At 33.5% G+C, this 12,935-nt stretch carries 12 protein-coding genes; 1 reads left to right on the top strand and 11 read right to left on the bottom strand.

Annotation, left to right across the window (positions count from 1 at the left end):
* Nucleotides 1-3 precede the first annotated feature (3 nt).
* From EYD45_RS03780 to EYD45_RS03745, 8 genes are all read right to left on the bottom strand, one after another.
* Complete coding sequence (locus tag EYD45_RS03780; RefSeq protein WP_130963028.1) at nt 4-954, bottom strand: carbon-nitrogen hydrolase family protein; 951 nt, start codon at nt 952-954, stop codon at nt 4-6.
* Nucleotides 955-1,857: a geranylgeranylglycerol-phosphate geranylgeranyltransferase gene (locus EYD45_RS03775; protein ID WP_130963027.1), complete on the bottom strand. Its 903-nt coding sequence runs from the start codon at nt 1,855-1,857 to the stop codon at nt 955-957. It abuts the gene before it with no gap.
* A 73-nt stretch (nt 1,858-1,930) separates the two neighbouring features.
* Nucleotides 1,931-2,860, bottom strand: a complete 930-nt coding sequence (locus EYD45_RS03770) for a mevalonate kinase family protein (protein ID WP_130963026.1) — start codon at nt 2,858-2,860, stop codon at nt 1,931-1,933.
* Between the two features lie 69 nt (nt 2,861-2,929).
* The gene (locus EYD45_RS03765) at nt 2,930-4,027 is read right to left on the bottom strand and encodes a diphosphomevalonate/mevalonate 3,5-bisphosphate decarboxylase family protein (RefSeq protein ID WP_130963025.1); all 1,098 of its coding nucleotides are present in this window, start codon (nt 4,025-4,027) and stop codon (nt 2,930-2,932) included.
* A 5-nt stretch (nt 4,028-4,032) separates the two neighbouring features.
* Nucleotides 4,033-4,566, bottom strand: a complete 534-nt coding sequence (locus EYD45_RS03760; RefSeq protein ID WP_130963024.1) for a DUF1697 domain-containing protein — start codon at nt 4,564-4,566, stop codon at nt 4,033-4,035.
* Nucleotides 4,559-4,972, bottom strand: coding sequence for a DUF4174 domain-containing protein (locus EYD45_RS03755; RefSeq protein ID WP_130963023.1), 414 nt, complete (start codon nt 4,970-4,972; stop codon nt 4,559-4,561). Before EYD45_RS03755 ends, EYD45_RS03760 begins: the two co-directional genes overlap by 8 nt.
* Nucleotide 4,973: 1 nt before the next feature.
* The gene (locus EYD45_RS03750) at nt 4,974-6,191 is read right to left on the bottom strand and encodes a BaiN/RdsA family NAD(P)/FAD-dependent oxidoreductase (protein WP_130963022.1); all 1,218 of its coding nucleotides are present in this window, start codon (nt 6,189-6,191) and stop codon (nt 4,974-4,976) included.
* A complete protein-coding gene (locus EYD45_RS03745) occupies nt 6,191-7,057 on the bottom strand; it encodes an acyl-CoA thioesterase (protein ID WP_130963021.1) in 867 nt (288 codons plus the stop codon). Before EYD45_RS03745 ends, EYD45_RS03750 begins: the two co-directional genes overlap by 1 nt.
* 128 nt (nt 7,058-7,185) lie before the next feature.
* On the opposite strand from EYD45_RS03745, the gene EYD45_RS03740 reads away from it, so the two are divergent.
* Nucleotides 7,186-7,986, top strand: a complete 801-nt coding sequence (locus tag EYD45_RS03740) for a hypothetical protein (protein WP_130963020.1) — start codon at nt 7,186-7,188, stop codon at nt 7,984-7,986.
* On the opposite strand, the gene trxA is transcribed toward EYD45_RS03740, so the two are convergent.
* The 3 genes from trxA to EYD45_RS03725 form a co-directional block, all read right to left on the bottom strand.
* Nucleotides 7,983-8,294 carry a thioredoxin gene (trxA, locus tag EYD45_RS03735; RefSeq protein WP_130963019.1) on the bottom strand — a complete coding sequence of 104 codons (312 nt, stop codon included), beginning with the start codon at nt 8,292-8,294 and terminating at the stop codon, nt 7,983-7,985. The two genes, EYD45_RS03740 and trxA, sit on opposite strands and share 4 nt — an antisense overlap.
* A gap of 337 nt (nt 8,295-8,631) precedes the next feature.
* Nucleotides 8,632-9,174: a DUF2652 domain-containing protein gene (locus EYD45_RS03730; protein WP_233702510.1), complete on the bottom strand. Its 543-nt coding sequence runs from the start codon at nt 9,172-9,174 to the stop codon at nt 8,632-8,634.
* Between the two features lie 70 nt (nt 9,175-9,244).
* Nucleotides 9,245-12,922 carry a metallophosphoesterase gene (locus EYD45_RS03725; RefSeq protein WP_130963017.1) on the bottom strand — a complete coding sequence of 1,226 codons (3,678 nt, stop codon included), beginning with the start codon at nt 12,920-12,922 and terminating at the stop codon, nt 9,245-9,247.
* Nucleotides 12,923-12,935 lie beyond the last annotated feature (13 nt).

Genomic DNA, 12,935 nt, shown 5'->3' with positions numbered 1-12,935 from the left:
TCTCTATTTATTGAACTTCACGGTAGACTGTCTCTCGGTATTCACCTGCAATTGTGTAACGTCCGGTCTGGAATAATGTCCTACCGCATCAAAATTTTGTCGTTCCTCATACACGCGATTAAAGTCAATTGTTTCAATTATTAAACCTGATTTGTGTAAAACGGGTGCAACAATCCATTCGCCGTCTGGTCCAGCTATACAACTACCACCATTGGCTAAAACATCAGGTGCTTTCTCCAAAATTTTATCTAAATATGGTGTGTCTTTTGGAAAATCGTCTTTCGTCATTAAACTGCTCACTGAAATCACAAAACTCCTAGATTCCCTAGCGATAAACCGTGTAATATCTTTGGTATTATGGTCGCTCCCTGGCCAAACGGCAATATGTAAATTTTCACCTAAACCATAAAGCGCAGCTCTGGGAAGGGGCATCCAATTTTCCCAACAATTTAACCCTCCAACCGTAAAATCTTTGAGTTTATGCACTTGTAAACCGTTACCATCTCCTGGTGCCCAAGTTAAACGTTCATCGTAGGTGGGTTGGAGTTTTCTGTGTACAGATTGTATCTTTCCATTGGCATCTATATAAACTAAAGAGGCATAAATACTATGGCCACCACGATCCAATGGCCGCTCAATAATACCTAAATAAATGGCAATTTTGTGTTTTTTAGCTAATTCACAAATCGATTCTAAATCCTCTTCTTCAATAGTAATTGAATTTTTTACATAATGAGCATGTAGCTCTTTATTTACCTTGGTATTCCATTCTGCTCCTCCTGTTAAAGCCAGCCAAAATGGATACCCAGGCACTAAACCTTCCCCAAATACTATTAATTCACAATTTTCTTTTGAAGCATCACGTATAGCCTGTTCTACTTTTTTTAAGGTTTCAACTTTGTTCAACCAAACTGGGGAAATTTGAGCTAGAGCAACTTTTAATAAATTCTGCATTTAAATTCGATTTAAAATAACACTCACATCGATCAGTAATATACTAAATACCCCTGCAAGGATTATAAATTTTAAAATATTGTGTAATATCAAATATTGAATCTTAGTCGTAGATTTCCACAATAATATCATAAAAATTACCAAGAGGAATAAACTTAAATAGAAGAAGAGATACATATACCCTACCTCATAATGAAATAACAATAAATACATTGGCAATAACGTGGCCACTGCTAATAATGTAAGCATAACTTTTGAAGCCCGTTCACCATAGGCCACTGGAATAGTGATGTAGTTTTGCGCGATGTCTCCTTTTATATTTTCGAGATCCTTGGTCAATTCGCGCATTGAAATCATTAAAAATAAAAATATGGCATGCACAAAAATTACGGTTTCAAAATTCTTGTAATACATGAAAATGGCAAAGAACGGCGTGATGGTTAATATAGCTGATGTTAAATTTCCAACAAATGGCAGTTTCTTCAGTCTATGCGAATAAAACCAGATACCGAAGATGTAAATAGAGAAGAATATTACCGCGTTAAAAGACACATAGCTTGCCATTATAACCGCTATAAAATTTAAAACAAAGTAGAAGGATAGTTTTGTATTTTGACTGACCAAGCGATCTAATCTTGACTTTATTGGACGATTGATTAAATCCTTTTCAGAATCATAAAAATTATTGATGATATAGCCCGCAGCAATCGTTGCAGCAGTAGCTAGCACGAGCATCAATAAATTCAAATCAAAAACCACTGTTTTTAAGGGTTTATCATAAGCCAAAATATAAACAGCAGTAAGGTATTGGGCGATGACGATGACCAGAATATTGTAACCTCTGACCACAGAAAACATACTAAAAAACTTAAGAAGAATATGTTTCTGTCTTCTGGAAAGCATATACACAGTTTAATGCCCTTAAAATAAACTCAGGGTAGCATTATTTTTTGAATGAACAATAAAGATAAGAATATTAGAAGTTATAAACGACTTCTAATTTATGATCAGATAATGCTTGTTTTGCTTTGTCTAAATCCTCTGTAAAACCAAGAATATAACCTCCACCACCAGAACCACAAAGTTTTAGATAGTACTCATTGGTTTCGATACCTTTTTTCCAAAGTTCGTGAAAATGCTTCGGAATCATCGGTTTAAAATGGTTTAACACAATTTTAGAGAGTTGCTTGGTATTTCTAAATAAGGATTTAATATCGCCTTTTAAGAAATCATCTACACAGGCATCAGTATGCTTAATAAATTGATTTTTCAACATACTACGGAAGCCTTCCTTCTTCATATTTTCCATAAAAATCTGTACCATAGGAGCAGTTTCACCAATGATACCACTATCTAATAAAAATACGGCACCATTACCTTCGCTTTGTTGGGCAGGAATACCTGTGGCTTCAATGTTATCTTTTGAATTGATAAGTATAGGAATACTCAAATAACTGTTTAAAGGGTCTAAACCTGAGGAACTTCCATGGAAAAACGATTCCATAGCTGAAAATACACCTTTAAGTTTCAATAACTTTTCTCTGGTAAGATTTTCAAGAACGGTAATTTTATCAAAAGCATATTTATCATAAATAGCAGCAACCAATGCACCACTACTACCAACGCCGTAACCTTGAGGAATAGATGAATCAAAGTACATTCCAGAATTTACATCAGCTTTTAATCGCTCAACATCAAAACGAACAATACTATCATCAATATTTTCTAAATGCGCAACAAAACGCTTTAAGCTAGCATTTGATTTTAATGCTTCCTCAGAAGAATTATCATCTTTCTTAAGAGCACCATTGTAGAAACTGTAAGGAATAGAGAGCCCTTTAGAATCCTTTATGATTCCATACTCTCCGAAGAGTAAAATTTTTGAATAAAAAAGGGGTCCTTTCATAATAGCTAACGTGATTTGGAAAACTTGTTTAACAAATATAGTATATTTTTAAACAAAATTATCATTCATTTATAATTTATTAGCCCCCAAACCAATAACGTCGCAAATATACTGTCCATTTTGGCAATATGCAACTAATTCATTCTGAATGAATTCTAAAACCTTTGGTGCTTCACGCTCAGGATATAATACATGTACGTTTGCACCTGCATCTAAAGTAAAACAAACTTTAAAGCCTGTTTGGTTTCTGTAAGCCCAGATTTTATTGATGATTTCCAACGTATTTGGTTTCATCAAAATAAAATAAGGCATACTTGTCATCATCATTGCATGCAACGTAAGTGCTTCGCTCTCAACCAAAGCAACAAAGCCATCTAAATCACCTTCCTTTAATATAGAAATGATGTCTGAAAGGTTTTTATTGGCCTGTTTAAAGCGCTCTTGAGCAAAGGGATGCCCATGCATTAAATTATGTCCAACGGTACTGCTTACTTGCTTTTCGCCTTTATCAACCAATAAAATGGTGTCTTGATAATTTTTAAAAACGTCATGAACCGCGTATGGATATTTTACACCAAATAAGTCCGAACTGTCTTCAATAGCATCATGCTTTCCCCAAACCACTAAATCGCCTTCCAAACTTCTACATGCACTCCCAGAACCTAGGCGTGCTAAAAACGACGCTTTTTTGATGAAGCTGGATTCCTTGACTGCACTCGGAATAACATCAGCCTTTGAAAGTTCTTGTTCAACGCTCATCAAACACAAGGCTAAAGCACTCATTCCCGAAGCTGAAGATGCTATCCCCGAACTGTGAGGAAATGTATTGGATGTTTCTATTTTAAAATGATAGTCTTTCAAAAAAGGCAAATACACCTCAACCCTTTTAAAAAACATTTCAATTTTTGGTTTAAATCCGTCTTCTTTTTTCCCATCCAAAAACACTTCAAATGAAAAGTTATCACTGTCTCCCTTTTTAGTGTAGCTTAAATTAGTTGTTGTTTTACAATTGTTTAAGGTAAAACTAATAGAAGGATTTTCTGGAATTTGATTTTGCTTTTTGCCCCAATATTTCACTAAAGCTATATTACTTGGAGATGACCAAGTAACACTTCCTTTGTCAATTGAACTCTTATATGCTTTTGGTATAAAGTCTTTTTCTATCATAGCAATTATTCTGCCGACAAAGATAATAACTTTACCATTGTGTTATAATTTCTGGCGGTGGCGATAATTTTTAATTTTCTTTCAAAAAAATTATTACTGAATTTTGCTTTTCCATAACCAACAGAACAATAAAAATATACACAACAATCAGTTATTTGAAATTCCTCGTTTGGATAGGACAATTTCGAAATCTCATCAACTTTGGCTTTTTCTGCTTTGGAGAATAGCATCATAAAATAACTCTTTTCCTTTTTTTCCTGTGGAAAAGGGCAATTATCAAAAATTTGTTGTAATTCTTCCGGCATTAGCACTAGAATTGACACTTCAAACCCAAAATGTTTTTTTATAGCATTATGAATCTTTATTTCTAATATTCCTTTATCTTTTTCTGAAGATTGAAAGATAACATTCCCACTTTGAATATAAGTTTGTACTTGCTCTAACTCAGATTTGGAAAGTAATTCACGTAATTCTGCCATGGGAATTTTCTTTTGCCCACTAACGTTTATACCACGAAGTAATGCGATATATTTAGTCATTCTTACCTTTTTTGTTTTTGAGCTCTTGACGTCGCATTGGCATCTTGTCGATCAAGTCAAAAAAAACATTAGCTTGCTCTATTTGGTTTGATTTGTATTTTTTACCTCCATCTAATCCTATCAACGTAATGCTAAAACCTTCGGGATTTTTATTGGTTTTGGACATTTTTTCCACTTGTTTAAAATCATAAAATACGCAAGTTTTTTCAATGCACTTGTAGATGACCAATCTTCTATCTATTAGTTTTTCTTTTTCTTTATTAAGTAAATTGAACTGAGATTCCGCCTTTTGAATATTAGCTTTATCGGCTGAAATCACAATGACACGATTCTCCCATAAATGAGCATCTAAGTTTTGAGACCACACTGTATTTGACAACAAAAAAATTATAACTACATACTTCATTTTATGATGAATTTACAATAGCCATTGCTGCTATATAACCACCTGTCCATGCATTTTGAAAGTTGAATCCTCCTGTAACTGCATCAATATTTAACACCTCGCCTGCAAAATAAAGGTTTTTAATTTTCTTACTCTCAAATGTTTTAAAGTTTACCTCCTTAAGACTTACGCCTCCAGCAGTTACAAACTCTTCTTTAAATGTGCTTTTGCCCTTAACATTGAAAACAGCTTTGGTTAATTGGGTTGCTAGTTGTTCGAATTGTAATTTATTAATATCTGCCCATCGGGTTTCAATCTGTATTTGGGATGCTAAAACCAATTTATGCCACAAACGTTTTGGCAAATCAAATTGCGTAGATTTATACACTGCTTTTTTAGCCAAATCCTGTTTTAAGACCTTTAAAACTTCTAAACAATCTTCAAAGGACTGTTTGATAAAATTAACTTCAATCTGAAATTTATACTCCAGTTTAGCCAATTCTAAAGCACCAAAAGCGGATAGCTTTAAAATAGATGGTGCACTCATGCCCCAGTGCGTAATCAATAAAGGGCCTTCGCTCCATAAATTGGTTTCTAAAACCTGTATGGCAACATCTTTTGCAACAACACCAGGGATATCTTTAATGCGCTCATCTTCAATATTAAATGTAAATAATGACGGTACAGGCTGTGAAATGGTATGTCCTAAACCTTCCAGTAAATTCCAAATTTTGGGATTACTTCCCGTTGCTATCAAAACTTTTTCTGCTGAAAATAAACCTTGCGTTGTTTCTACTTTAAAATCGCTTTCTTCTTTATTAATTGATTTCACAGAATGGTTATAAAATACCTCAACACCAAACTTTTCAGCTTCATTTAAAAAACAATCGATGATGGTTTGTGACGAGTTTGTAACTGGAAACATTCTGCCATCATCTTCTATTTTTAGAGCCACACCCCTTTTTTCAAACCAATCAATGGTATCGCCCGTCATAAACTTGTGAAAAGGCCCTAATAACTCTTTTTCACCACGGGGATAATTATGAACTAGTTCAGAAGGTATAAATTCAGCATGTGTTACATTACATCGTCCGCCACCAGACACTTTTACTTTACCTAAACCTTCTTTTCCTCGTTCTAAAATAGCAACTTTTAACTTGGGGTTTTGCTCCGCAACGTTAATGGCTGCAAAAAAACCTGCAGCACCGCCCCCAATGATAATTACGTCTTTCTTAGCCATTATTTTGCTATGGGTCTTACCAATCCTTCCTGCGCTACTGAAGCTATTAATTTTCCATCTCTAGTAAAAATATGTCCTCTTGCAAACCCTCTCGCCATAGCTCCACTGGGCGATTCCATATCGTAAAGCAACCAATCTGAAAAATCAAAATCCCTAAAAAACCACATAGAATGATCTAAACTGGCGGTCTGTGTATTGCCCCAATGAGCTTTACTAGCATGAGGATTTAAAGTAGACACTAAAATATTATAATCTGAAATGTAGGTTAAAATTTGTTGTTTTGTGGCTAAATCTAAATTTTCAATATTACCCTTCAGTTTAAACCACACCTGATGTTTTGGAGGCAAATCTTTAGGTTGTAAAGGGTTGGCAAAAGCCGTTGGTTTAAATTCTATTGGGCGCTTAACTTCTAAAAACGATTTTAAGCCCTTTGGAAGTGCATCTCCAAACTCTTTACGCATATCAGTCCAACTTAACAAATCCTCTGGAGGTTTTACATTTATCGGCATTTCAATTTGATGCTCATAACCTTCCTCTTTTTTATGAAATGAAGCCGATAAGATAAAAATTGTAGTCTCTTTTTGATGCGCCGTTACGCGTCTTACAGAAAAACTTCCACCATCCCTTACCTTACTAACGTTGTAGGTAATAGGACATTCCAAATCTCCAGCTTCCAAAAAAAACGCATGCATCGAGTGTAAAATTCTTTGATTTGTAATAGTTCTACTCGCTGCATTTAAGGCTTGTGCCAGCACCTGCCCGCCAAAAACAATGGGACTGCCCACTGTCTTACTCACACCATTAAAAGCATCATCACTTATTTTATCTAAAACTAAAAGATTAAGTAAATCATCTACTGTTGTCATAGGCACACTTTTTCAGCATAAAACTATCAATTAAAAAAGGCATTTCCCATATTTTATAAATAGTTTATGATATTTAATTTTCATTTGGGTCCCTAAGTTGTAATTTTGAGATAGATAAAAAAATAAAGATGTACCAAATACAAAAATTACTTTTAATTTTCATTTTGTTTAATGCATGCCAAACCGGCAAATTAAGTGTAATTGCAGATTTACCAAAAAGTTTAAAAGAAGCTTCAGCTATTGAGACAGTAGTAAATTCTGATTTATTATGGACCATTGAAGATTCTGGAAACAAAAACAATATCTATGGATTGAATACGAATGGCGACATCATAAAAGATATTGATATAAAAAACTCCAGTAATATTGATTGGGAAGATTTAACTTCTGATAAAGAAGGCAACCTGTACATTGGTGATTTTGGAAACAATAGTAAAAATAGAGACGACTTCACCATTTACAAAATATCTGATTTGAGCGATGATAAAACCAACGCACAACGCATCAACTTTATGTTACCTAAGGATGTGAAGCCTAAAGACTTTGAAGCGTTTTTTATTTGGAATGGATTTTTCTATGTATTTAGTAAAGAAAACAAATCCAGCATGCTATTTAAGGTACCTAATAAAGTTGGGCTACACACCGCTATTTTAGTTAAAGAGTTTAATCTAGATGGTAAAAACCATAGGATTACTTCGGCCGACATCAGTGATGATGGTAAGACCATAGTATTATTAAACCATGATAAACTTTGGAAAATTAGCAATTTTAAAGGTGATAACTTCTTCGATGGAAAAATTGAAGAACTAAAATTTGACCATAACTCCCAAAAAGAAGGTATTTGCTTTATAGATTCTAAAACAGTTTACATCACTGACGAAAGAGATAAGGGTGATGGCGGAAATCTTTATGAGTTCAAACTCAATTAAACCGTAATTCCCGAATGGGTTTTAATCACATTTAAAATATCTTTCTTTTGCAATACACCTGATTGCCTCCATTTAGGTTCTCCATTTACAAAAAGAATCATGGTAGGCACGCTTCTTACTTGATATTTCATTGCTAAAGGATTGTTTTTATCAATATCAATTTTCACAACTTTTACAGCATCTTCCACCTCATCTTTTACCTCTTTAAGAATAGGTAACAATGCTTGACATGGTCCGCACCAAGTTGCAAAAAAATCTACTAACACTACTTTTTCTGAATTTATGATATCGTTAAAACTACTTTTCATTTATTTATGCTTTTATATAGTTTTTTAGACGCAAAACACGCAAATAAATTACATTTACAATAGTGGATACCTTGAAATAAGATTAGGATAACACATTCTGTTAAAATCCAAACCCTAGTTTATACGCCGACAATAAACCATAGTAGTATAATTCATTCTAAACTTTTGGAAGATTAGTAATTTAAAGGTAATAATTTCTTAGATGAAAAAATAGAAGAATAAAAATTTAATCCTAACTCTAAAAAAAGGTATATGATTTTAAAAACCACTCAAAAGTTTTCATTACTAAAGAAAGAACTTAGGGCAATGAAGGAAATCTACATGGATTTGATTTAAACTAGTCAAGTAGCTTATACATCTTTATGTAGCTGTAATTGATTTCACCTATATGCTTGTACACCTGTTCATTATCTTGAAATTCTCCCCAATCAAAATTACGTTCAATAGTTGAGTCTTCATATTGATTTAATAAATCTTCTGAAATTAACAAATATTCATCTTCTTTTATATCATTCTTCAATAATCGATGTGCAATTATAACATCCTCTCCCATAAGCTTTATGCGGTTTCCTATTTGGACAGATTCTACATTTTCCCCATAATGCAATATGATTTTCAATCCTAATTTAGGAATATTATCAATACCCTTTTCTTCACTATACTTTTTTGTTAAAACATCTAGTTGATTATAGAATTGTGAAAAAAAAGTTTTGCACTGATCAATTAAATCTACAAAAGGTGGGAGCTGTCCTTTTCTAAAAAACAAAACAGCGTCTCCTTCAATTTCAGATACTTTTAAATTTATTTCGTTAGCGTAAATAATCTCATTTAACAACGAGGGAATAACTCTTGCACTTAGTTCAATATCAGTGTCACTCATAAAACGAGTAAACCCACTAATATCGGGTATGCATATTAAAGTTGACTTTGAAACCATGCAATTATATATATTAAAATCCGAAACCTAATCTGAAGGCTAAACGTAAACCATCATCACTATTAAAAGCCGAAATATTTCCAGTAAGTATATTAGCCATGTTGATGAACATACCGCCACCAAAAGAATTATTCCATTTTTTTGAGTTATCATCTTCTAGCCAAACCCTACCATAATCAACACCACCGTATACACCAAGATATAGTGGAAACCAACCTGTTTTAACTTGTGTTAAATTTAGTCGTAAATCTGTACTTTGCGCAAAAGCTCGTTTACCTGTAAATCGTTGATTTCTATAACCTCTTAAACCATTATTAGCACCTAATGTAGCGCCTTGATAAAACTCAAACTCATTGCCAAAATTTATATGACCAATAAAGTTTGTAGCTAATACTAAATTACCGCTTGGAATTAACTTATAATCAAAACCCATTTTTGGAATGACATAAGAAAACCCTTTTTCAGTAGATACATTGTTTTTGTAACCTGCTTGAAAACTCAATTGAAAGCCCAAAGTTGGAAATGCCTCTCTATCCTTGTTTTCGTAACTATACTTGGCATCAAAACCCCAAAAATCTTGTTTATCAAACAAAGGATTATCCTCAGGTAATGTCTCTATAAACCTATTTTCAGTTCGGGCTACTTCATTAGATTCGTATAATAAACTTAATTTTACTTCAGAACCAGAATAACCACGCCAAACCATGGCTGGCATAGCTCTAAATGTTCTAATTTTAACGCGATTATAATCTAAATCAACATCTAAACCATCATTTTCTTCTGCCTCTGGATTTAAGGTTTCATTTCCGAAGCCAAAAAAGTTTGTAGCATAATTTGGACTATTATATTGAATATCTACTCCAAAATTTACATTTTGAAAAAAAACATTGGCAAACTCTCCACCATAATTAAAATTAAACCCATTGGTTGCAAAAAAGTATTCTGCTTTTAAACTATGCCTTGATGAAAATGGATTACGCTCAAAATTATAATTGGTTTTAGTAAAGGCTGCACCAATTTTAAATCCATCGTCGGGGTTTGCTCCTAAACTAGGTAAAATCTGTGTGGTACTGTTTTTTAGCTTTTTGTAGTTGTAAACATTTGTATAATAGTTATCTGTTAATCTACGGCTACCCTTATTGGTTTTAAAGGTATTTGGTTTTGATTTATAATCGTAGTACTTAATTTTATTACCATTTTTAATATCATAGGTATCATTGTTTTGTCCGCCCAACAATAATACTTTTATATACTTATCACTTTTACCATAAACATGAAAAACATCATCATCATCCAAAGCATAAATCCAAATTTCTTTGGTTTCTGATACATTATAAGTACGCTCTATAAATACATCTGCCTTTTTATCATCTTTAATACGATAACCTGTAACTTTTGTTTGCCCATTTGGTAAGCGCTCAATATCAAACCAATCGTCTTTGTTGGTTCCTTTTATCACAGCCAAGTTATTAATAAGTTTAAAATAACGATCTGAGATTTTTTGTAGATTTCCTCTTCTAGCTTTTAATTTCCTCTTAATCTCTTCAACAGTTTCATCTCTTACTTCTTCTGGCATATTTAAAAAAGATTTCTCAATAACCTCATCCGTTATGCCCTCTTGAATAATTTTTACTTGTGCATCCCAAACCTCTTTGCCAGAACGTTGTATAAGCTCCATATCTAGCGGGTATGGTTCTACATTTACACTCTTTACATCCTTAAGATCCTCACTGTAAGGCCTGAGTAAACGTGCAGCTGGTATTAATGCAATGGCCGACTTTAATAATGCGCCATCTCCCATGATTGAAAATGCCTGATCCCTATCTCTTGGAAGCGGTCTATAAACTTTCTTGCCATTTTCTTTAAATTCTATCCAGCGCCATTGGTCATGATGACGATCCCAGTCTCCAATAAGCATATCGAATAAACGTGCACGTATATAAGATGCTTCATCAATAATAATATCTTCATCTTTGTGGAGGCGTTTCATCATATCATCAGTACCTTCTATTTCATTTTGAAAACCAAAACTTGCTAAATCGCCATGTCCTTCAGAAGTATGTTCTTCAATCATATACAGTTCGTCACCAAAGTCCCCATTATAATCACCTAGAGCCTTTTGTTTTGGCACATAATATAAAACTGGATTTGTGTGATAAACACCCACAGCATCAGATAAATCTCCAATCACAAAAGGTGCATAAGGATGAGAACCGGTAAACACATCAAGCAATAGCTTTTCAATTGCTGTATCTTCAAATTGCCCTTCTATATATTGATCTTTAAATACAACAGCCTGTAAATACTGTAGCGCCTGTTTGCGTAAAGCACGCATTACATATTGCGCTCCATTTTTATCCTCTAAGCGCAAGGATTTGGATTGGTTTCCTCCTCCTTTACGTACAGGCTTTAAACCTCCGAAAAGCGTATCTAAATTTACGGTTGGCGCTTTAACTTTAGAACTAAAATATTTGCGATAGCGCTCTCCCCAGAAAAACTCTTGAGATTTTGAGGCATTGGTCTCCTCAGGTGTATATATGGATGCCAAAACTGTTTCTGGAAAGTCGGTTTTATACGCCATTACTGGATTTAAATCTTTTCTAAAAACTTCACTTTCAAAAACTATTTTTTCATCTGTTACAGAATAAAACCGAACATAAGAAGAACCATCCTTAAAAACATCAAGTCTAGCATATCCTGGTGTTCCATATGAAAATAGACCCGCTCCAACATTTCGCGTTGGTGTTTTCTTGGATCCAGAACCACTTACTATTTGCTTTAAATTATCTTTTTCTAAATACTGTAAACTATGTTCGTGCCCTGATACAAAAACCACTTTTTCATTTTCTTGTGCCAGCGTAACCAAACGCTGCTTTAGCTCATTATAATGCTTATTTTGCAAGTCTACATTAGACAAACCATTAGTTTTTCTAAACACATTAATTAATGTTCCAATAACAGGAAGTGGTTTCATATGACTTTTAAAACTAAACTGACCGCCATGTGGCCCATTAACAAACATTGGGTGATGGATAGCAACAATAGTCGTTTTGTTTCTTGCTTTTTTTATAAGACTGCTAAACTCTGCTAGAAAAGCATCTCTAGTTTTTATTTCACATTCGTCATTTATAGTTGGCTTGTTATTCCAATTTGTAATGTACCATTGGCTATCAACTAAAATAAGTTCAATATCTTCAGTAACATGAATTTTCTCAATAGGACAACCATTTTCAGGTAAAAATGTGTTCTTACCTAATGCATCTTCAACAAATTTTTCTTGTCGCTTTAAACCCTTAACACCGGAATACCAATCATGATTACCTGGAATAAAAACAGTTCGTCCTTTAAAATTTTTGGCTACATCAGTTTGCGCTCTTATATATCTTTCTGCAGACGCTCTATGTTTATTATCCTTATCTGGAAAACCAATAGGATAAATATTATCACCTAAAAATATGGCTGTGCTATTTTTAGTAGCTTCACTTAATTCTTTTTTAAACGTATTTAAAACTTTGGTAGATTCTCCTAATTCGTAATTGCCGGCGTCACCTAATAGGTAAAACGAATGTGCTATATCTTTATTTGGAAAACTAGGTTGCGAAGCTTCATCCTTGTATTGTGGTTTATAGGTAGCACAGGCCTGAAAAACACAAATGAGAATTAACGAAACAAATACTTTTTGAAATTTCATTTATTAGTGGATT

The sequence above is a fragment of the Hyunsoonleella flava genome (assembly GCF_004310325.1).
Taxonomy (GTDB): Bacteria; Bacteroidota; Bacteroidia; order Flavobacteriales; family Flavobacteriaceae; genus Jejuia; species Jejuia flava.
Note: the sequence above shows the minus strand (reverse complement) of the source record. Positions and strands in the feature narration are given on the sequence as shown.

Excerpts from the sequence above, each read along its gene's own strand:
- EYD45_RS03780 (WP_130963028.1), bottom strand. The coding sequence starts at position 954 with ATGCAGAATTTATTAAAAGTTGCTCTAGCTCAAATTTCCCCAGTTTGG.
- EYD45_RS03775 (WP_130963027.1), bottom strand. The coding sequence starts at position 1,857 with ATGCTTTCCAGAAGACAGAAACATATTCTTCTTAAGTTTTTTAGTATG.
- EYD45_RS03770 (WP_130963026.1), bottom strand. The coding sequence starts at position 2,860 with ATGAAAGGACCCCTTTTTTATTCAAAAATTTTACTCTTCGGAGAGTAT.
- EYD45_RS03765 (WP_130963025.1), bottom strand. The coding sequence starts at position 4,027 with ATGATAGAAAAAGACTTTATACCAAAAGCATATAAGAGTTCAATTGAC.
- EYD45_RS03760 (WP_130963024.1), bottom strand. The coding sequence starts at position 4,566 with ATGACTAAATATATCGCATTACTTCGTGGTATAAACGTTAGTGGGCAA.
- EYD45_RS03755 (WP_130963023.1), bottom strand. The coding sequence starts at position 4,972 with ATGAAGTATGTAGTTATAATTTTTTTGTTGTCAAATACAGTGTGGTCT.
- EYD45_RS03750 (WP_130963022.1), bottom strand. The coding sequence starts at position 6,191 with ATGGCTAAGAAAGACGTAATTATCATTGGGGGCGGTGCTGCAGGTTTT.
- EYD45_RS03745 (WP_130963021.1), bottom strand. The coding sequence starts at position 7,057 with ATGACAACAGTAGATGATTTACTTAATCTTTTAGTTTTAGATAAAATA.
- EYD45_RS03740 (WP_130963020.1), top strand. The coding sequence starts at position 7,186 with ATGTACCAAATACAAAAATTACTTTTAATTTTCATTTTGTTTAATGCA.
- trxA (WP_130963019.1), bottom strand. The coding sequence starts at position 8,294 with ATGAAAAGTAGTTTTAACGATATCATAAATTCAGAAAAAGTAGTGTTA.
- EYD45_RS03730 (WP_233702510.1), bottom strand. The coding sequence starts at position 9,174 with ATGAGTGACACTGATATTGAACTAAGTGCAAGAGTTATTCCCTCGTTG.
- EYD45_RS03725 (WP_130963017.1), bottom strand. The coding sequence starts at position 12,922 with ATGAAATTTCAAAAAGTATTTGTTTCGTTAATTCTCATTTGTGTTTTT.